The sequence below is a fragment of the Picosynechococcus sp. PCC 73109 genome (assembly GCF_001521855.1).
In the GTDB taxonomy this organism is placed as follows: domain Bacteria; phylum Cyanobacteriota; class Cyanobacteriia; order Cyanobacteriales; family MRBY01; genus MRBY01.
This window is the reverse complement of record NZ_CP013998.1, coordinates 1,994,655-2,013,341: the sequence shown is the minus strand read 5'-3', so window position 1 is coordinate 2,013,341 and position 18,687 is coordinate 1,994,655. Positions and strand designations below refer to the sequence as shown.

Below are 18,687 nucleotides of genomic sequence, written 5' to 3'. Positions count from 1 at the left end.
AACTTCGTTAAGACCTACTAAGATAAGGAATTATAACAATGCAAGATGCAATTACTTCTGTAATCAACTCTGCTGACGTCCAAGGTAAGTACCTTGATGGCAGTGCAATGGATAAGCTCAAAGCTTATTTCACAACTGGTGCTCTCCGTGTTCGTGCTGCTAGCACCATCAGCGCTAACGCTGCAGCAATTGTAAAGGAAGCTGTTGCTAAGTCTCTCCTTTACTCTGATGTAACTCGTCCTGGTGGCAACATGTACACCACTCGTCGTTACGCTGCTTGTATTCGTGACCTCGACTACTACCTCCGCTATGCAACCTATGCAATGCTTGCTGGCGATCCTTCCATCCTCGATGAGCGTGTGCTCAACGGTTTGAAAGAAACCTACAACTCCCTCGGTGTACCCGTTGGTTCCACTGTTCAAGCAATCCAAGCAATGAAAGAAGTCACTGCTGGTCTTGTCGGTGCTGACGCTGGTCGTGAAATGGGTGTTTACTTCGACTACATCTGCTCTGGCTTAAGCTAATGCTTCGCATCTGTCGGATGCAAATGGTGTAGTCACCCAATTGAGTTCGGAGGTATGCGCTCACTGTCTAGCTCTTTATAAGCTTTTACTAGGTTTGTCTAGGTATAAGTTTTGGGGATCTAGGGTTTGGGTTGCGACTTCCGAACTTTGCTATATCAGCCTTGATAATAAAACTCTTTCACATAAACGACTGGGTTCAGAAACTTTTAAGGAGATCATTAAGCTATGCGGATGTTTAAAATTACGGCCTGTGTACCAAGTCAAAGCCGAATTCGGACACAGCGTGAATTACAAAATACATACTTCACCAAGCTAGTTCCTTACGACAATTGGTTCCGTGAGCAACAACGCATCATGAAGATGGGCGGCAAGATTGTTAAGGTGCAACTGGCAACTGGTAAGCCTGGTACTAATACTGGTTTGACCTAAAAATAAGAATCATCAAGCGTCCATCTGTTTTTGGGTTTGACTTGGGGAGGTCGATTAACGGCCTCTTATTTTTTTGCAGAATCTGGGGGCATTGGCAGAAATTTGGTTCACGAATGGGTAACGAAGTCCAAATTTCACGCCAAAATTGACTAACCTAGATCTTGTATTTTCAGTGTCTCTTTGTGGTGGTACTCACAATGACCCAACCAAATCCCCAGCCTCCAAAAACACAATTGGGACAGATGGTCACTCAAGCTTTCAACACGATGGTTCATTTTGGGCAGCATACCCTCAAGCCCGGTGCCCGTGTTCCTGAGTTACACATTGAAGGCCAGACACAACCTTTTCCGTTAATTGGCGATCGCCACACAGGGGGCCGGAGTTCGAGCCAAGACATCACCATCCGCAACGAAACGGTGAGTGCCCAACATTTTTCACTCAGTAAAGATCCAGAGAATCCGCGCCACTATCTCATCCATGATGAACGCTCTTCCAACGGTATTTATGTCAATCGGCGTAAAGTTAAACATTTTCCCCTCCGTAATGGCGACATTATCCATCTTGCGCCCCCAGAATTAGCCCAGGCCGCTTGTTTGACCTACCGTTATGAAATGCCGGTCTGGGTCAAAATTATTCGGTATGGTCTGTTAAGCGGCGGCGGTTTCGTCGGTTTCTTGACCCTATTCTTGCTGTGGCAATGGACAAAATATCCTTTAAATCCTCTCCCCTCCGGCGTTACAGGCCCTGTCGTGATTTTTTCTCGGGACGGAGAGACAGCGATTAATCCTGTCACCACCGATAGCCATCGAGAACTTCAGCGGCTCAAGGATTTTTCACCTTACTTAAAAAATGGCGTGATGGCTTCTGAAGATGCTCGTTTTTATTGGCACCCAGGCATTGATCCAATCGGGATTGCCCGGGCAATCCGGGTGGCCCTTTTACGGGGAAGCGCGACCCAGGGGGCAAGTACAATCACGCAACAGGTAGCCCGGAGCCTATTTCCGGAGGTGGGGCGGGAAAAAAGTGCCAGTCGTAAGTTGCGGGAAATGATTGTGGCCCTGAAGATGGAGACGTTCTTCAGTAAAGATGAAATTTTGCTGTTGTATCTGAACAAGGTTTATCTGGGGGTAGGCCAGTCAGGGTTTGAGGATGCGGCCCAGTTTTATTTTGACAAGTCGGCCCGGGACCTGGATTTGTTGGAATCTGCCACACTGATCGCCATGTTGCCCGCCCCAAATGCCTTTAATCCCATTGTTGATCCAGATAAATCCCGCGAACAGCGCAACCTTGTGATTGACCGGATGCACAAGTTGGGAATGATCAGCGATCAGGAACAACGGCAGGCAAAATTAACGCCCATTGAGGAGCGTTTGAGTGAGGAAGCTCGCCGTTCGCTATCGAACAATGCAGCGCCCTATTTTTATGGCTATGTACAGCAGGAGTTGACAGAATTACTGGGGGAAGATGCCCTGAAAATGGGAAATCTTTACATCGAAACGGGGCTAGACATTGCGATGCAACAGAAAGCGGCCTCCGCTCTCAAGGCATCCATCGAGCAAGATGGCACCCAGGTCGGGTTTTCCCAAGGGGCGATCGCCACCCTAGATAGCGACACTGGTGAAATTCTCGCCATGGTTGGCGGCAAAGATTACGCCGAAAGCCAATTTAATCGTGCCGTCCAGGCGAAGCGACAACCGGGTTCAACCTTTAAGGTGTTTGGCTATGGTGCTGCCCTTGAACAAGGCATTTCCCCCTACACTGCCTTTTCCTGTGCACCTCTCAATTGGCAAGGACAACAATACCGTGGCTGTGAACGCACCAGCACCGCCAGTACCGATATGTTTCGTGGCATGGCCCAATCTGAAAATGCGATCGCCCTGCGCATTTCCCAGACAGTAGGGTTAGATGGCGTCATTAACTTTGCCCAACAGTTAGGCGTAGACTCACAACTGAGACCCTCCCCTGGTTTGATTTTAGGAGAAAGTGAAGTCTCTGTTTTAGAAATGGCAGGGGCCTATGCGACCTTTGCCAACGACGGTACCTGGAATAAACCCCACGCCATCCGTCGGATTTTTGACAGCAGCGACTGCACTGGTGAAACCATTGATAGTTGTCATTTACTCTACGATTTCAGTAACCGCGCCGATCTCCACCGAGAACAGGTTATTTCCCGCGATACCGCCCGCACCATGACAAGTATGCTCCAGGGGGTGATTCAAGGGGGCACAGGCACCGCCGCCCGTCTGGGCCTTGATGAAGCCGGAAAAACAGGGACAACGAACAGTAATGTTGACCTGTGGTTTGTTGGCTATGTCCCCTCCCAAGATTTAGTAACGGCCATTTGGTTGGGAAACGACGATAATAGTCCAACTCGGGGCGGGAGCTCATACGCGGCTAAACTGTGGGGCGCTTATATGCGTGAGGCCTTTTAAAACCGCTTCCAATACGGAAATCTAACAACGCACCATCGGGAAAACCAAACCATTCTTGGCAGAGCAATTTGCTATTCTATGGTGTAGTGAATCATGACCCCCGCAAGGAGGCTTAATTTCGATGGCAGCAACGGATTTTAAAGATTACTATTCCATCCTTGGGGTCAGTAAAAGTGCCTCTGCCGATGAAATTAAGAAAAAGTTTCGCAAGCTCGCTCTCCAATACCATCCTGATCGCAATCCAGGCAATGATGCCGCTGAAGCGAAGTTTAAGGAAATTAGTGAAGCATACGAAGTTCTTTCTGATCCAGAAAAACGGCAAAAATATGACCAGTTTGGCCAATACTGGCAACAGGCTGCTCGCGGGGGCGGTAGTCCCTATGGTGGCGCTGGCGTAAACGTCGATTTTGAGAACTTTAGTAACTTCGACTTTGGTAATTTTGGCAGCTTTGATGAATTTATTAACGATTTACTCGGACGAGCCGCAGCGGGTGCGGGGCCAAGAAGTACCGGGAATCCCTACAGTGATTTTGGTTTCAATACAGCAGCGAGTGGTACAACCCAAGGCGCCGATCGAGAAGCAAATATTCAACTGACATTGTCCGAAGCCTTTCGCGGTGTTGAAAAACGGTTGAGCCTAGGCACAGAGACAATTACAGTCAAAATCCCAGCAGGAGTAACCAACGGTAATAAAATCCGTGTCAAGGGCAAAGGTTCTCCCAGTGCCATGGGCGGCCAGAGGGGTGATCTGTATTTAATTGTTCAGCTCCAGGCCCATCACTTTTTCCACTTTGAAGGGGATAACTTAATCTGTACTTTACCCATTACCCCCGATGAGGCTGTGCTAGGGGCATCTGTCGCAGTCCCAACGCCGGATGGTATGGTGACGATGAAAATTCCCCCAGGGATTAAATCAGGACAATCACTGCGACTCCGAGGCAAGGGCTGGCCCAAACCGAAGGGAACCCGCACGGATCAGCTTGTCAAAATAGAAATTGCTGTCCCTGCTGCACCCACCGAAGCGGAAAAAGAGTGTTATGAGAAGCTCCGGGCGCTTAATTCTTTCAAACCCCGCGATCGCCTCCAAAATGTAAGCCTCTAACTAATCGCCACCGAGGATTTTCTTAAGGGAATTAATCCCTTTTTTAATCCGCCGTGACACGGTAATAACACTCACTCCTAGTAGGTCAGCGGCCTCTTTTTGGGTAAGGTCATGGAGAAAAACAAATTCCAATACCTTGCGAGTATGTTCTTCGAGTTGAGCAAGGCCCTGTTGAATGCGAATTTGATCTTCAATGGCCAGTTGAAAGCTTTTGTAACCCGGATCCGGAACCAGATCTCCTAAAGAAGTATTTTCCCCTTGGTCAGCTTTTACAGAAACGTCAAGACTGACGGGATCACGGTTTTGATAAGCCAGATTAATGGATTGCCATTCAGTTACAGAAATGTTGAGGTGTTCAGCAATTTCGATGGCAGAGGGTTGTCGATTATGTTCTTGGCGAAAAGCGTGGATAAAGCGGTTAGACTGTTGCCGCAATTGCAACATTCGGCGGGGAATACGGACAGTAGAGCTTTTATCTCGCAGGTAATGTTGAATTTCACCGCGGATATAGGGATTCGCAAAGGAACTGAAAGCATTGCCCCGCTCTAGGGTGAATCGCTCAATGGCCCGGAGTAAACCCAAGCTCCCCACCTGCATGAGATCATCAAAATTTTCGCTACATTGTCTCGACCAATGGTGGGCTTCTTTGCGAACCAAGCCAATATTTAAACTTACAATCTGATTACGAATTTTGACATCTTGGGACTGCCGATATTCCTGTAACAGTTCCAGGGTTTTTGACTTAATATTGTCACTAACTTTTGTCGTCGTAGGTTCCATTATTTTTCGGCCAGATTAATGGTCAAGCGATTACTGAGAAATGGATTGGAGCAAACTAAAAAAGATACGCTATTTTTCTGATGAAAAACTTCAAAATTAATGCGAGACTAAGGGAGGATTTTGGGAAAGATAAATTTAGATACCCCTAACATCCATCAGTTGTACTGTTCGTGATCATAATATTGGCATAGGTAGATCCGAAATAGTATTGATTTTTATCAAAATTCACTACTTTTTACGGAATCTTCAACAAAACTCCGTAAAACTACTGAAAAACCAGGGGAGATGACCTTTTAAATTCTTTTCAAAGACTCCCTAAATCTACGGAATTAATAGTCTTTGGTCTACGGCGGATAATGATCTTGATTATTAATTGATTTGGGTAAATTTGATTTTAGTGCTTCCGGCACAAGCCATTCTCCCATGACTTGCAGTTGAATTTTACCGGGTAAAGTGCTGAGGCGATCGCCATTACAGCCATGGATCAACTCGACTGTAGCGCTAATTTGGGCGAAGGTAGGCATTTTGGGCGAAACTTGCTGGAGATATTGCCGGATAATGCGACGTTGGAGGGCAATGTGTAAGGGCTGTAGGACAAGGCGATGGAGATGTTGCTGGGGAGTTAGGGCTTGCTGGAGATATTGTTGGGCGATCGCCTCAAGGTAGTCATTTTCATCCTGCAAAATGAGCGCTGTTTGGGCAAGGTGTTTATCGGCTTGGGTGTTTAATGTCCGTAAATGGGGCAAGATTTGCTGGCGTATTTGGTTGCGTTTAAAGCGCATTTGTTGATTGAAAGGATCAAGACACACAGGTAGATTAAATTGTCGGCAAAATTCCCCCGTTTCCTGCCGCGTAATTGTCAACAAAGGACGCACCAGCTTGACCTTATCGGAGAGCGATCGCCCTTCGGTGAGACTGCCTAGACCAGCCGTCCCCGCCCCCCGCACCAGGTTATATATTAGAGTTTCTGCACGGTCACTTTGGGTATGACCCGTCACCACATAGGCCTGATCGAGTTGTTCTGCTAAGTGAGTTAGGGTTTCATAGCGCCAGCGGCGTGCCGCATTTTCTGTTTCTGGGAGAGACGACGCCGCGCGGCAGAGGTAGAAAGGTAACTGCCATTGTGCCCCCAGAGTTTGTACGTGGGCGGCAATCTCTTCATCACCGGGCCAGCCATGGTGACAATGGGTGATCGCCAAGGACCATTGCCAATGGCGTTGTAAGTCCAGCATCAACCGACTTAAACACACAGAATCTTGCCCGCCGGAGACAGCCATGATGAGCTTGGCCCCTGCAGGTAATAAATTTGACTCCTTCAAATGTTGGTGTAGCCGCGCGTGTAAAGGACTCCAGTTCATGGAATCATCGATCTACTAATACGCCCATAGGATCATTACCTTCGTATCCAGGCTTATGGCTTTTTACGAAACATCGCAACATTAATAAACTGGCCCAGATCATCCTCCGATGCTTGGGTATTTTGGGTACTTGAAACTTCTGAGTCATCAAAAAGATCGTCTAAATCAAGATCACTATCCTCGGATAATGGCTCTTCTGCCTCATCTAAAGACAACTCCAAATCCCCTGACAGATCATCTAGACTTTCGGCGTCCTGACCTGTAAACACCGCAAACGGATCATCCGCCTCTGAAACATCCGCCTGGGTTGGTGCTTGATCTTCTGCCACCTCTCCAAAGGGATTAGGGGCCTCAAGAGAATCTGTTTCTAGGGCTTCAGGAGTACTTTCTGTCTCCATCTCCGGTAGATCTTCTGGTAGATCTAAAGTTTCTAAATCACCAGTCTCAGGGGTTGGGTTTTCTTCCAATAGGGATTGGAATAAATCGTCTTCCTCTGGAATTTGCTCCGGTTCATCAAACAGGTCTGTAAGGGCCATTTCCTGTTCTTCAATGCTATCGACGGTGATTGCAGTTGGCTCATCGTCGTCGGCAAATTCATCTAAATCTAAATCAAGATCAAAATCGCCCTCCTCTGTATCACCAAACAAATCATTGAGATCTTCGTCAGAAATTGCTTCATTTAGCGCATTAGCTGGTGTGTCTTCCGCAAACAATGTCTCTAAATCATCAGTTTCTTGAAGCTCAGCTTCTACCTCTGAAGTTTGTTGCTCTGGGGATTCAGAAGTTTCTTGATCAAAAATATTTTCTAAAAACTCTTCATCCGGCTGCACCAGGGTCTCTTGAAAAACAATGGTTTCTTTACCATTAACGGTGGACTTTTCAACGGGTTCTGAGGTGCTAGTCGAGATATCCTCCTCTCCATGATCAGCTTCTGGGGCGATCTCGGTAAGATCTGTCTCGGGAGTCATTGCCTCGGCAAAGTCTGGCGTCTCTTCTAATTCCCCTAGGCCTAGGTCTTCTGAAAAGGTATCAGTGGCTCCCGCAGTTTCCTCTGATGCCATCTCAGGCCTATGAATCTCAGGTTCTGCTTCGGCAACAGCAGCATCAAAATCAAAGTCTTCTTCCCCGAACAGATCATCAAGGTCGTCGATTGGTTCTGCCAAGTCTGCTTCGGCCGTGTCGCTAGATTCTTCAAAAAGGGCCTCAAAATCATCGAGGTCATCCTGATCAGAGAAATCGGCACCGTCGGCAGTTGCTAGATTTAAATTTTCTAAATCTGCACTAACATCTTGGGGTTCTACCTCCATGTCCGGCAGGTCAAGGTCTGGTAGATCTGTCTCTGGGGTATCAGATTCAGAATCATCAAAATCCAAACCAAGGTCAGCAAATTCTGCTTCGTTAAACTCTAGTTCCAAATCATCAAAGTCTGATTCTGATTCAGAAGTCGTAGAGGCAGTCGCACTAGGGAAATTACTGGCAGCTACCGAAGGAAGGAGATCAGCAGCTGCCTTAGGCTTTGGGTCTGCGCTTGCCTCCCCACCGTCTTCTTCGGCAAATTCAAGGTGTAGCCTGACTTTTCCTTTGACCCAACCAGAGGCACCAAACCGCAGCACATCACATTCAATGCCGTTATCCGTTAACCAATCAACGGTTTCTTCGGTGAGTCCCCCCAACCCTTGTTCTAGCAAGAGTTGCTTTAAGGCGGCGGCGAACTCGTCAACGCGAAAAGTGCTATGGCCGATTACAAAACGGGATTCGCTATTAATCGACAGCACTTCACCGCTGCTCAGTGGTTGAAAGTTTTTGCTCACGGTTATTTCCCCACAGTGTCAAAATAGTTAGGTCATCAAGCTAAAAGAGGGTTCGGGCGGATTGATCACAATTCCCGCCTTTGTGTCTTATTTTAATCGGGCTTTTCCTACGGAAATGTCTTTTTCTCTTTAAAATTTACGGATTTTTAGAAAAACCAACCGTAGGAATGCAATCCTTTACCAAGAATATTGACCCCTAGATAACATACCCAAACGACGAAAAAACCTGCCGCGGCGAGAAAGGCAGGTTGTCGACCTTGCCAACCCCGGGTGATACGGGCGTGTAAATAAGCGGCGAAAACTAACCAAGTGATGAGGGCCCAGGTTTCTTTGGGATCCCAACTCCAATAGGAACCCCAGGCTTCGTTGGCCCAAACGGCACCGGCAATAATCCCAATGGTCAAAAGCGGAAATCCTAGGCCAATGATGCGGTAGCTGATGTTATCGAGGGTATCGGCAAGGCTCAACATCTGGGGGCTGAGAGCTGGGGAGGAGGTGAGCTGTTGGAGGTCAGGGGATGCTAGGACAGCGGTATTGCCGTTACTTTGGGGTTCGGTTTTCTGAAAAGCGACTACGGTCACTGGGGTTTCGTCGGTGGTGTTTTGGGGCTGGCGGAGTCGATAGCTGCCATTACCAACGGAACTGCCCCGCAATTCAATTTTCTGGCCTTTGGTGACAATTAAAAAGGCGATCGCCAATAGAGATCCCACCAAGAGTGCGGCATAGCTGATCATCATCACACTGACGTGCATCATCAGCCAGTTAGATTTGAGGGCCGGGACGAGAGGGGCAGAATTTTGCATTTCCGCCGGGAGGGAAAGGGCAGCAAAGGCCGTGATCCCCATGGCAACCGGAGCAGTAATCACACCGACCCAACGACTGCGACTCATCCATTCGGCGACGAGGTGCATGGTGGTTACCCCCCAGGCGAGGAAAAAGAGCGATTCGTAAAGATTGCTAAGAGGGAAATAGCCGGCTTCTAACCAACGGGCTCCCAGGAGGGTGGCCATGCAGAGATTGGCGATCGCCACGCCGAGGGTGCCTAAACCGGTTAAGCCCGGAATGTTCGGAAACGCAGCCCCGCCCCAATAGAGGAGCATCGTCAAGAAAAGAACCAGAAAAGAAGTGTTATCTAAAAGGCTTTGGAGTGCGACCAAATCCATTGTGCGATTCTCCTAAAAAAATATCGATCAAAAAAAACTTGGACTTTTAGCGGACTGTAATTAAAAAATTTTTATCGTTACTTATTTTCCCATTAGATCATATCGGCTGAGCTCCCCCGACGGCTATGTCGATCCTGATAGAGGGTGGTACGTTCTGCGGGAAGGCGATCCACTGAGGCGATCGCCGTTCGTAGCTGAGAGACCGTTAAACAGGTTCCCCCTTGGGCCCCAGCCATGGTGGTAATGTGCTCTTCCATGAGGGTACCGCCCAAATCATTGCAGCCCCAACGGAGGGCAGTGGTGGCCCCCCCTAAGCCCAGTTTGACCCAGCTCGGCTGGTGATTGATGATCCATTTGCCAAGAAAGAGACGCGCCACTGCCGTTAATAACAGGGTTTTCTGTAGATCCGGTTGATCCCGGCCCACTTTTTTGCGGAGTACCTGGGGCGCGGCTTGACCGACGAAGGGCAACAGAATAAATTCGGTAATTTTAGCGGGTTTACCCTCGGCGATCGCCTGTTGTTGCAACTGCCGGATCTGGGCTAAATGTTGTACCTGGTGCAATGGCGTTTCGATGTGGCCACAGAGCATTGTGCTGGTGGTCGGTAGTCCCAGGTGATGGGCTGTACTGACAATTTCTAGCCAAGTTGCCGCCTTTAACTTTTCGGGACAAATTTGACGGCGAATCTGATCGTCGAGGATTTCTGCCGCCGTACCCGGTAGGGAACCAACACCAGTGTCCTTGAGGGCAATGATTACATCTCGGAAGGACAGCTGATCCTCGCGGGCAATAAATTCAATTTCCTGGGGAGAAAAGGCGTGGAGATGCAAACCGGGAAAAGCATCCTTCAAAGCAGCAACCAAATCGAGGTAATAGTCGAGCGATCGCCCATTGTGTTTCGCCTGGGGGTTTAACCCCCCCTGGATGCACAGTTCCGTTGCCCCCTCCGCCCAGGCCGCCGCCGCTTTTTCCTGGAGTTGTGCTTGATCGAGCCAAAAGGAATCTGGATCTCCCGCATCCCGTCGAAAGGCACAAAAGTGACAGTGCTGCTCACAAATATTAGTGAAGTTTAGATTGCGGTTCACCACATAGGTAACGGTTTCCCCGCAAAGCATTTGTCTGAAGGCATCAGCCGCCATGCGGATACTTTCGATGGCCTCCGGCTCCGTTTGGGAAAGGAGGAATACTCCGGCCTCAACCGTGAGATCAACACCGGCGATCGCCGCATCTAGTACCTGCAGTAACTTCATCCTTGGCCTAACTCGACAGAACGGGCCTTCGCCGCGGTAACAGCAGCAATGACCCCTGAGCGAAACCCGTGGGCTTCAAGGGCCGCAACACCAGCGATGGTAGTGCCCCCTGGACTGGTCACCCGGTCTTTGAGTTGAGCGGGATGTAAGCCGGAGGTTTGGAGTAATTCCGCCGTTCCCTTGACCGTTTGGAGGGCGAGTTGTTGGGCTGTGGCCCGGGGCAAACCTACCGCAACGCCGCCATCGGCCAGGGCTTCTACCATCAAGGCCACAAAAGCCGGGCCAGAGCCAGAAAGTCCAGTTACCGCATCCATCAGAGACTCTGGTACTGCCACCACTTCACCCACAGCCCCAAAAATTTGTTTTGCGAGGGCGACCTGGGCCTCTGAAACGCGATCCCCAGGGGCGATCGCCGTCATCCCTTGGCCAATAATCGCCGGTGTATTCGGCATTGCCCGTACCACTGGATAGTCCCTAAAACCGTCTTGTAACTGAGCCAGGGTCACCCCAGCAAGAATTGACAACACCAGGGGAGGCGTTTCTAGCTGTTGACCTTGGAGTTCGGTGCTGACTTGATTAAAAATTTGTGGCTTGATTGCCAACATCAGAACCTCAGAGGCGATCGCCGCTTCCTGGTTACTGGCCGTGACACCCACCTGATATTCCTGTTGTAAATAGGCCCGTCGCTCCGCCACAGGTTCACTCACAATCACATCTGCTGGCAAGTAAATTTGTTCCTTGAGGAGCCGCGCCAGGAGTGCTTCTCCCATAACACCACCGCCAATCATGCCGAATTTTGCCGCCATTTTAATTCTTCACATTCATCCCTGAAATGACGCATTCATCTTGACTGATTTTTTCCCAGAAGGCAAATGCAGCGCACCAAAAAGGGGACAGAAAATCTATCCCCAAAATTTGGCGATCGCCTTGGACCTTACAGCGTTTTTGTTGAGCCAATTCTTATTGAGCCTGGGCCATCGGTGTCATCTCATCACTCCAAGCGGGAGCAGGGGCGGCAGGACGAGCCGGGGCTGCCGGAGTGGCAGGAGTTTCTTCGCGGCTCAAGCTATTTGTGACTTGTACACAATTCGGTGTGAAGAGGAAAATGCTATCGCCAATCCGTTCTTGGTGGCCATCAATAGCAAAAGTCCCACCCGCAACAAAATCTACTGCCCGCTGTGCTTCGTCGGGATCCATCATGTTGAGATTGAGGACAATGGAACGTCGATCCCTAAGGGCTTGGATAATTTGGGGCATTTCCTCAAAGGAATGGGGCTCACAAACAACCACTTCAGCCGGGGAGTTACTGACGCCAGGGAGGCCGATGACATTGCTACGAGTGGGGGTGGTGTTAGAGTTCATGGCAAAGTTAGAAGCAACGGTAGGGTTTTCAGGTAAACGACGGGGGGCAGGCGCACTCTCTTCGGGCAAAGGGGTGGGCATTTCAGCAGGATAGAGGGCATGATAATCGTTGTTATCAATTTCCCCTTCATAGTATTCTTCGTATTCTTCTGGTTCGTTGAAGCCTAAGAAGTTACGTATGCTGTTAAACATGGGGCTAAATATCCTTGGTTATAGGGTTTTCAATATTGATTGATGATATGCTTTGTCGGCTTGGTAGATGGTGGGCAACATCTCCAAAAATTGTTTGTCCAGGATATAAGGCTCGAAGGGTGAAGAGACTTGACCAAGACTTAGGTAATTTTGAGCATATTCTAAGGGATGAATTATCTAGGGTTTCGCCAATTTAAAATTCTTAAGCTTAGCGATCGCCTTGGGACATATGGCTTATTTTGCCCTAAAAGTGAAGTTTTGGAGAATCGACATTGATAAGATTTTGTGAATCGAACATTGCAAATTCTAGATATTTTTCATCAATAGAATTGTTGCAAGAGGATCAATTTCAAAATTCTTTATGGAACTGCGGCCATTCACTGGGGTGATCAATAAATTTGTCAGCGGTTAGATTGGCTTATTCCCGTGCCCCGAAGATCCCCTGGCCAACGCGAATCATTGTTGCTCCAGCCTCGATCGCCAGGGGATAATCACCGGACATTCCCATGGATAATTCCGTTAATTGCTCTGGCAAGCTTGCCATCTGATTCAGTTGTTCCCTGAGAGAAAATACTTGTTCAAAGGCCATCTGGGTCTCAGTGCGGGAAAGCCCCAGGGGAAGAATTGTCATTAAACCCTGAAGCTTGAGGTGTTGACAGATGGCGAGTTGCGGTAGATCGCTCAGGAGTTGGGGAATTTCCCAGCCAAATTTATTAGGGTCAGGCAGGGGTTTGATTTGTAAACAGCAGCGGGCTGGATTTTCTAAATCGGCGGCGTACTGATCCAGTTTTTGGGCGAGGGCGAGACTATCGACGGTATGAATCCAATCGAAATGGACGATCGCCTTTTTTGCCTTATTTTTTTGCAGATGGCCAATAAAATGCCACCGGATATCCGGCAAGTCCTCTAATTCCGCTTGTTTTTGCTGGGCTTCCTGAAACCGATTTTCGCCAAAATCTCGAATTCCCGCCGCGTAGGCCAGGCGAATTTTTGCCGCAGAGTGGGTTTTGCTAACGGCGATCAGGCGCACCTCCGGCGGGATTTCTTCCCGTAGTCGGGCAATATTTTCGGCGATCGCATCTGACATTACTAAAAAAATGACCCGTAAATTTTAGACTCAACTAACTCGCTTATTGGAACGTCCGTTTATAGAGCGCCTGTAATACCTGAAACTCAGCCATGGCACCGGATCGGCGCACCTGACGCAGGCGATTTTCCATTTTTAACCGGGCATCCATCCGGGTGACCGACTCAAAACTCATGCCATTGGTATCTTGGTGCACAATGAAAAATAACCGCTGGGCATAGAGCGTTGTAAATAACTCTTGCTTGTCTTCCAGTTCACAAATCCGAAAGAGCATCCCAAATGTCGGGTGATTAAAATAAGATTCCGTATTCATTCAAATTTTAGCGAGTTCACCAATAGCCACAAAGCACCCTTTCTTTTTCGGTTTTCGACCACAAAAAATCAGAGGTTAGCTTTGCTGTAATCAAAAATACACATCAAAAATATTAGACATAGTATATAGGCAAGGCTCCCCCTGGGATAGCGTGATCCAGAGTTTTCACAACTCACATCGAGGTTTTGGCGGATTCACATCCCCATCTCCCACAAGCGAAACCTAAATTGGTAGAATAAAAAGCTGCTAATTTGCCTAGCCCATTATTTTTGAAACGACCATGACTAAGCCTCGTCAATATCACATTACCACTTTCGGTTGTCAGATGAACAAGGCCGACTCTGAACGTATGGCGGGCATCCTCGAAGAGATGGGCTATCACTTCACCGAAGATCCCTATGCTGCAGATCTCGTCCTCTACAATACCTGCACGATTCGGGATAATGCGGAACAAAAAGTTTACTCTTACCTCGGTCGTCAGGCTAAGCGGAAACAAGAAAAACCCGACCTCACCCTGATCGTCGCTGGTTGCGTCGCCCAACAGGAAGGAGAAAGCCTCCTGCGCCGTGTCCCAGAACTGGATCTGATCATGGGGCCTCAACACGCCAACCGTCTCCAGGATTTGTTAGAGCAAGTTGAAGGGGGAAGTCAGGTGGTGGCGACGGAGCCAATCCATATCGTTGAAGATATTACGAAACCCCGGCGAGACAGCACGGTTACGGCCTGGGTCAATGTGATCTACGGCTGTAATGAGCACTGTACCTATTGTGTTGTCCCTGGGGTGCGGGGCACGGAACAATCGCGCTATCCAGAAGCGATCCGGGCAGAAATGGAAGAACTAGGGCGACAAGGGTTTAAGGAGGTCACGCTCCTCGGTCAAAACATCGATGCCTATGGCCGGGATCTACCGGGGACCACAGCAGAAGGCCGGAATAAATATACCCTTACTGATCTTTTATATTACGTCCACGATGTACCGGGCATTGAGCGGATTCGCTTTGCCACCAGTCACCCCCGCTACTTTACGGAACGTTTGATTAAGGCTTGCCAGGAGTTACCCAAGGTTTGTGAACATTTTCATATTCCTTTCCAGTCTGGGGACAATGAGGTGCTTAAGGCGATGCGACGCGGTTATACCCACGAAAAATATCGCCGCATTATCAATACCATTCGGAGTTATATGCCCGATGCTTCCATTAGTGCGGATGCAATTGTGGCGTTCCCCGGAGAAACGGAAGAGCAGTTTGAAAATACCCTCAAATTGGTGGATGAGATTGGTTTTGATCAACTCAATACGGCAGCCTATTCACCCCGACCCGGCACTCCCGCCGCCACTTGGGATAACCAATTGTCAGAGGAAGTAAAAGGCGATCGCCTCCAACGTTTGAATCATTTGGTCGCCCAAAAAGCAGCAGAACGCTCCCAACGCTATGCCGGACGGATCGAAGAAGTGCTTGTTGAAGATCAAAATCCGAAAAATCCGAGTCAGGTTATGGGACGGACCCGGGGCAACCGCCTCACCTTTTTTGAGGGAGACATTAACGAGCTCAAAGGAAAAATTGTTGCGGTCAAAATCACCGAAGCACGGGCCTTTAGCCTAACCGGAGAAGCCGTTGAAGCCCTCGTAACCGCCTAGTAGATACTATGACCACTCAACCTTGGCTCACCCCAGCGGCGATCGCCCAAGTGCAGCTTATTTTGGATAGTTATCACCATTGGTTTGGGGCGGATTTGATTGATCGCAGTGAATCCCCCCAAAAGCAGGCGGCGATTTTATTTGACGCGCCGCTGGTGGTATTTTCCCATGGCACGGAGGCCGACCCAATTTATAACTATGGTTCTCGTCTGGGTTTAGAACTTTGGGAACGGTCTTGGGAGGAGTTGTTACAGATGCCCTCCCGACAATCGGCGGAACCTTCGGCACAGGTACAGGCAGAGCGCAATCAATTGTTAGCGAGCAGCCGTAGTTATGGGTTTAAAACGGGTTTTTCGGGGGTACGCATTACCAAAAGCGGGAAGCGGGTACAGATCGAGGATGTTAAGCTTTGGGACTTACTCGACCCGGCGGGGAATTACCGGGGGCAGGCTGCCGTATATTCTAAATGGACAAATTTAGATTAGGACATGAAAGAGCAATTTACCCTGTGGTTAGATCGTCTATTGGTCGCGGATGTGTTTGTGGTGTTATTCGCCTTTTTTTGGTTTGCGATCGCCTTAGTTGGCCGCTCATCGGGGGTTAATCTGGGCTGGGATTTGTGGTATTCCCTCTGGGAGCCTGTGTTTACGCCAGCCATTGGTATTTTGATGTTGGGAGCAATCCTCAGTTGGGTGGTGAAAAAACTGGGCCTCTGGTTTGGTGACAAATCCGATGAACTGTCTTAATTCTCTTCCCCATTAATGAGGCGCAGTCTTACTGGATTAATTAGCTAGGATTGGTGCAAATGCAACCTAGGCATTAAGTTGATGAAACTCTCTGACCGATTTTCTGAAGCGCTGGTTTTTGCGGAAAAATTACACCGTCAGCAAGTGCGTAAAGGCTCTGGCGTTCCTTATGTGGCGCATCTCCTGGGGGTTGCCAGTTTAGTGCTCGAAGCCGGGGGTGATGAAGACGAGGCGATCGCCGCCCTGCTCCATGATGCCATCGAAGACCAAGGGGGATGGGAAACCAGAACTTTAATCTGTGAAAAATTTGGCGAGCGGGTGGCAACCATTGTCGAAGGCTGTTCCGATAGTTTTGATGGTGAAAAAAAGAGGCCTTGGCGGGAACGCAAAGAAGCTTACCTCCAGCATCTACGAACAGCTTCAGCCTCAGTGCACCTCGTTGCCATGGCCGATAAACTCTACAATGCCCAATCTATTTTGCGGGATTACCAACGGATCGGTGAAGCCCTCTGGCCCCGTTTTAAAGGCAAAAAAGAGGGCACCCTTTGGTATTACAACTCACTTTTGAAAATCTTCGATTTATCCCATCCTCTCGCCCAGGAATTGCACTGCACGATGGAAACTTTGAAGACATTAGTGGCGGCAAATCAAGCACATCAGCAATAAAAAAGACAGACCGGAGTCTGCCTTCGCACAATTTTAAATTTCTTGTAATTTAGAAGTCAAGTTGGCCAGCGGCTTGAACCCGTTCTACCTGTTTCTTCTTCAGAACAAGGAAGATTTGAGTCAACATAATCCCAGCGACAAAGGCCATGTAGCCATAGATGCGAGCGGGATTCTGGAGGACAACTTCTGTATCTTTTTGGCCAAAACCACCGACGTTGGGGTTGTTCGTGAGGGCTTCACCAGCGGCGATCGCCTGACCTTCAGAAACAATCACTTCGGGGCCAGCCGGGATCGTATCGATCACTTCGCCCGCTTCAGTGGAAATGGTGATATCAGTACCCGCAGCCTCATTCACCGCAATATTGGTGATGGTGCCGGTAGCGGACGCTTTAAATTGATTGTTATTGCTTAATTCACCAGTGGGATAAACCTGACCACGGCCACGGTTCGCACCGAGGTGGACTGCATATTTACCGTAGTTGATGTTCTTATCGGTTTTCGGATCGGGGGAGAGTACCGGGAAAACGATCTCTTCGTATTGGTCACCGGAAATCGGCCCAATGATCACAACGTTTTCTTGATCCGGAGCGTAGGACTGGAAGTAGAGACCTTCGGTTTTTTCCTTCAGTTCGTCAGAGAGACGATCAGCAGGCGCAATTTTGAAACCATCAGGAAGCATCAAAACAGCACCAACGTTGAGGCCACCCTTTGAGCCGTCCCCTAGAACCTGCTGTTGGCTATGGTCATAGGGAATTTTGACAACGGCTTCAAAAACTTGATCGGGTAAAACGGACTGGGGAATTTCCACCTCTGCTTCTTTGGCAGCGAGGTGACAGTTGGCACAGACGATCCGGCCTGTTGCTTCACGGGGCGTTTCTGGGGCGGTTTGCTGGGCCCAAAAAGGATAGGCAGCAGCGGCTTGGGGGAAAAGGGCGTCACTGGCGAAAAATAAACCAAAGGTGGCGATCGCCACGAGGCAGGCGGTCTTTAGCCGTTGCCAGATTGCCATCAGTTCAGGTGTTTTCATCGTAAATTTTTACAAGCGTTTTCTCTAATGGATGAACCCGTATGGGGTCTTTAGGCCCACCAAGGAGCTTCGTCAGTACGGAAATCGGTTTCTGTCCAGTCGGTGAAGGAGATCTTGTCATCTTCAGTCACTTCCGCATGGACAAGGGCCAAGGATAAGGGGGCTGGGCCGCGGACAACTTTCCCGGTTTCGTCATACTGAGAACCGTGGCAAGGACACATGAATTTATTTTCAGCGGTATTCCAAGGGACGACACAGCCAAGGTGGGTACAGATGGCGTTGATCCCATAGCTGGAGATGGTGTTATCCCCTTCGACAACCACATAGGTGGGGTCCCCTTTGAGGCCTTGGGCCAAGGAGCGATCGCCTGCGGTGTGGGTTTGGAGATAGTCGCTCACGATAATGTCATTACCGAGGGCATCTTTAGCAATCACGCCACCACCAGCGCCACCACTAGAAGGAGGAATAAAATATTTAATAACGGGATATAAACCACCGAGAGCCGTTCCCGCCGCCGTCCCCACCCAGAGGAGGTTCAAAAATTGGCGACGACCTAGATCTGGAACATCGGAGGAACCTGATAATTGAGTCATAATCAGAGCCTTTTTGTATAGTTATGTAAGCGTTTCTACAATACTTCCTATGAAGAATATCATCCAAATGGCGAGCAAAGATGGCGTTTTACCTGAGCTTGAGCCTTAGTTGGTTGCCGGATAGCCTTTAAAAAGGTTAACAAAGTTTTGTAGATAAATTATTACAGATCGGCTGAGATTAGGCTTTTGGCCACAGAAATGTCAATGAACCGCAGG

At 48.9% G+C, this 18,687-nt stretch carries 19 protein-coding genes; 8 read left to right on the top strand and 11 right to left on the bottom strand.

The genetic code is table 11. From position 1 onward, the window contains the following. Window positions 1-38: 38 nt before the first annotated feature. The 4 genes from apcB to AWQ23_RS09680 all read left to right on the top strand — a co-directional run bounded on the left by apcB (window position 39) and on the right by AWQ23_RS09680 (window position 4,487). The gene (gene apcB, locus AWQ23_RS09695) at window positions 39-524 is read left to right on the top strand and encodes an allophycocyanin subunit beta (protein WP_012307539.1); all 486 of its coding nucleotides are present in this window, start codon (window positions 39-41) and stop codon (window positions 522-524) included. A 225-nt stretch (window positions 525-749) separates the two neighbouring features. Further along, the gene (locus AWQ23_RS09690; protein WP_012307538.1) at window positions 750-953 is read left to right on the top strand and encodes a phycobilisome linker polypeptide; all 204 of its coding nucleotides are present in this window, start codon (window positions 750-752) and stop codon (window positions 951-953) included. Between the two features lie 197 nt (window positions 954-1,150). After that, window positions 1,151-3,385 carry a PBP1A family penicillin-binding protein gene (locus AWQ23_RS09685; RefSeq protein WP_062434868.1) on the top strand — a complete coding sequence of 745 codons (2,235 nt, stop codon included), beginning with the start codon at window positions 1,151-1,153 and terminating at the stop codon, window positions 3,383-3,385. Between the two features lie 121 nt (window positions 3,386-3,506). Continuing rightward, window positions 3,507-4,487 carry a DnaJ C-terminal domain-containing protein gene (locus tag AWQ23_RS09680; protein ID WP_062434866.1) on the top strand — a complete coding sequence of 327 codons (981 nt, stop codon included), beginning with the start codon at window positions 3,507-3,509 and terminating at the stop codon, window positions 4,485-4,487. On the opposite strand, the gene AWQ23_RS09675 is transcribed toward AWQ23_RS09680, so the two are convergent. From AWQ23_RS09675 to pipX, 9 genes are all read right to left on the bottom strand, one after another. Beyond that, a complete protein-coding gene (locus AWQ23_RS09675; RefSeq protein ID WP_062434863.1) occupies window positions 4,488-5,267 on the bottom strand; it encodes an RNA polymerase sigma factor SigF in 780 nt (259 codons plus the stop codon). It lies immediately after the preceding gene. Window positions 5,268-5,611: 344 nt separating this feature from the next. Continuing rightward, the gene (gene tilS / locus AWQ23_RS09670) at window positions 5,612-6,625 is read right to left on the bottom strand and encodes a tRNA lysidine(34) synthetase TilS (protein ID WP_062434860.1); all 1,014 of its coding nucleotides are present in this window, start codon (window positions 6,623-6,625) and stop codon (window positions 5,612-5,614) included. A 53-nt stretch (window positions 6,626-6,678) separates the two neighbouring features. Then, a complete protein-coding gene (locus AWQ23_RS09665; RefSeq protein WP_062434857.1) occupies window positions 6,679-8,436 on the bottom strand; it encodes a KGK domain-containing protein in 1,758 nt (585 codons plus the stop codon). A 146-nt stretch (window positions 8,437-8,582) separates the two neighbouring features. Then, the gene (gene ccsB, locus AWQ23_RS09660) at window positions 8,583-9,599 is read right to left on the bottom strand and encodes a c-type cytochrome biogenesis protein CcsB (RefSeq protein WP_062434854.1); all 1,017 of its coding nucleotides are present in this window, start codon (window positions 9,597-9,599) and stop codon (window positions 8,583-8,585) included. Window positions 9,600-9,691: 92 nt separating this feature from the next. Then, window positions 9,692-10,849, bottom strand: a complete 1,158-nt coding sequence (gene cofH / locus AWQ23_RS09655) for a 7,8-didemethyl-8-hydroxy-5-deazariboflavin synthase subunit CofH (protein ID WP_062434851.1) — start codon at window positions 10,847-10,849, stop codon at window positions 9,692-9,694. Then, window positions 10,846-11,655 carry a pyrroline-5-carboxylate reductase gene (gene proC, locus AWQ23_RS09650; protein WP_062434847.1) on the bottom strand — a complete coding sequence of 270 codons (810 nt, stop codon included), beginning with the start codon at window positions 11,653-11,655 and terminating at the stop codon, window positions 10,846-10,848. Before proC ends, cofH begins: the two co-directional genes overlap by 4 nt. Before the next feature lie 154 nt (window positions 11,656-11,809). After that, window positions 11,810-12,403 carry a cell division protein SepF gene (locus AWQ23_RS09645; RefSeq protein ID WP_062434844.1) on the bottom strand — a complete coding sequence of 198 codons (594 nt, stop codon included), beginning with the start codon at window positions 12,401-12,403 and terminating at the stop codon, window positions 11,810-11,812. A 418-nt stretch (window positions 12,404-12,821) separates the two neighbouring features. After that, window positions 12,822-13,490, bottom strand: a complete 669-nt coding sequence (locus AWQ23_RS09640) for a YggS family pyridoxal phosphate-dependent enzyme (protein ID WP_062434841.1) — start codon at window positions 13,488-13,490, stop codon at window positions 12,822-12,824. A gap of 43 nt (window positions 13,491-13,533) precedes the next feature. Continuing rightward, on the bottom strand, window positions 13,534-13,803 hold the full coding sequence (pipX, locus tag AWQ23_RS09635; RefSeq protein WP_012307526.1) for a transcriptional coactivator PipX: 270 nt from the start codon (window positions 13,801-13,803) through the stop codon (window positions 13,534-13,536). A 280-nt stretch (window positions 13,804-14,083) separates the two neighbouring features. Between pipX and miaB the strand changes: the two genes are divergently transcribed. The 4 genes from miaB (at window position 14,084) to AWQ23_RS09615 (ending at window position 16,851) form a co-directional block, all read left to right on the top strand. Beyond that, the gene (miaB, locus tag AWQ23_RS09630) at window positions 14,084-15,439 is read left to right on the top strand and encodes a tRNA (N6-isopentenyl adenosine(37)-C2)-methylthiotransferase MiaB (protein WP_071884920.1); all 1,356 of its coding nucleotides are present in this window, start codon (window positions 14,084-14,086) and stop codon (window positions 15,437-15,439) included. An 8-nt stretch (window positions 15,440-15,447) separates the two neighbouring features. Beyond that, on the top strand, window positions 15,448-15,924 hold the full coding sequence (locus AWQ23_RS09625; RefSeq protein ID WP_062434836.1) for an MEKHLA domain-containing protein: 477 nt from the start codon (window positions 15,448-15,450) through the stop codon (window positions 15,922-15,924). A gap of 3 nt (window positions 15,925-15,927) precedes the next feature. Next, on the top strand, window positions 15,928-16,185 hold the full coding sequence (locus AWQ23_RS09620; protein WP_062434834.1) for a hypothetical protein: 258 nt from the start codon (window positions 15,928-15,930) through the stop codon (window positions 16,183-16,185). Between the two features lie 81 nt (window positions 16,186-16,266). After that, a complete protein-coding gene (locus AWQ23_RS09615) occupies window positions 16,267-16,851 on the top strand; it encodes an HD domain-containing protein (RefSeq protein WP_062434831.1) in 585 nt (194 codons plus the stop codon). A 49-nt stretch (window positions 16,852-16,900) separates the two neighbouring features. Here the strand turns inward: AWQ23_RS09615 and petA are convergent, their stop codons facing one another. Together petA and petC are read right to left on the bottom strand one after the other, a co-directional pair. Further along, entirely contained in the window at window positions 16,901-17,878 is a 978-nt protein-coding gene (petA, locus tag AWQ23_RS09610; protein ID WP_062434829.1) for a cytochrome f, read from the bottom strand. 50 nt (window positions 17,879-17,928) lie between these two features. Further along, the gene (gene petC, locus AWQ23_RS09605; RefSeq protein ID WP_012307519.1) at window positions 17,929-18,471 is read right to left on the bottom strand and encodes a cytochrome b6-f complex iron-sulfur subunit; all 543 of its coding nucleotides are present in this window, start codon (window positions 18,469-18,471) and stop codon (window positions 17,929-17,931) included. Window positions 18,472-18,687: the final 216 nt, after the last annotated feature.

What these genes read in the sequence shown, in the direction of transcription:
- apcB (WP_012307539.1), top strand. Translation starts at nt 39, where the DNA reads ATGCAAGATGCAATTACTTCTGTAATCAACTCTGCTGACGTCCAAGGT.
- AWQ23_RS09690 (WP_012307538.1), top strand. Translation starts at nt 750, where the DNA reads ATGCGGATGTTTAAAATTACGGCCTGTGTACCAAGTCAAAGCCGAATT.
- AWQ23_RS09685 (WP_062434868.1), top strand. Translation starts at nt 1,151, where the DNA reads ATGACCCAACCAAATCCCCAGCCTCCAAAAACACAATTGGGACAGATG.
- AWQ23_RS09680 (WP_062434866.1), top strand. Translation starts at nt 3,507, where the DNA reads ATGGCAGCAACGGATTTTAAAGATTACTATTCCATCCTTGGGGTCAGT.
- AWQ23_RS09675 (WP_062434863.1), bottom strand. Translation starts at nt 5,267, where the DNA reads ATGGAACCTACGACGACAAAAGTTAGTGACAATATTAAGTCAAAAACC.
- tilS (WP_062434860.1), bottom strand. Translation starts at nt 6,625, where the DNA reads ATGAACTGGAGTCCTTTACACGCGCGGCTACACCAACATTTGAAGGAG.
- ccsB (WP_062434854.1), bottom strand. Translation starts at nt 9,599, where the DNA reads ATGGATTTGGTCGCACTCCAAAGCCTTTTAGATAACACTTCTTTTCTG.
- cofH (WP_062434851.1), bottom strand. Translation starts at nt 10,849, where the DNA reads ATGAAGTTACTGCAGGTACTAGATGCGGCGATCGCCGGTGTTGATCTC.
- proC (WP_062434847.1), bottom strand. Translation starts at nt 11,655, where the DNA reads ATGGCGGCAAAATTCGGCATGATTGGCGGTGGTGTTATGGGAGAAGCA.
- AWQ23_RS09645 (WP_062434844.1), bottom strand. Translation starts at nt 12,403, where the DNA reads ATGTTTAACAGCATACGTAACTTCTTAGGCTTCAACGAACCAGAAGAA.
- AWQ23_RS09640 (WP_062434841.1), bottom strand. Translation starts at nt 13,490, where the DNA reads ATGTCAGATGCGATCGCCGAAAATATTGCCCGACTACGGGAAGAAATC.
- pipX (WP_012307526.1), bottom strand. Translation starts at nt 13,803, where the DNA reads ATGAATACGGAATCTTATTTTAATCACCCGACATTTGGGATGCTCTTT.
- miaB (WP_071884920.1), top strand. Translation starts at nt 14,084, where the DNA reads ATGACTAAGCCTCGTCAATATCACATTACCACTTTCGGTTGTCAGATG.
- AWQ23_RS09625 (WP_062434836.1), top strand. Translation starts at nt 15,448, where the DNA reads ATGACCACTCAACCTTGGCTCACCCCAGCGGCGATCGCCCAAGTGCAG.
- AWQ23_RS09620 (WP_062434834.1), top strand. Translation starts at nt 15,928, where the DNA reads ATGAAAGAGCAATTTACCCTGTGGTTAGATCGTCTATTGGTCGCGGAT.
- AWQ23_RS09615 (WP_062434831.1), top strand. Translation starts at nt 16,267, where the DNA reads ATGAAACTCTCTGACCGATTTTCTGAAGCGCTGGTTTTTGCGGAAAAA.
- petA (WP_062434829.1), bottom strand. Translation starts at nt 17,878, where the DNA reads ATGAAAACACCTGAACTGATGGCAATCTGGCAACGGCTAAAGACCGCC.
- petC (WP_012307519.1), bottom strand. Translation starts at nt 18,471, where the DNA reads ATGACTCAATTATCAGGTTCCTCCGATGTTCCAGATCTAGGTCGTCGC.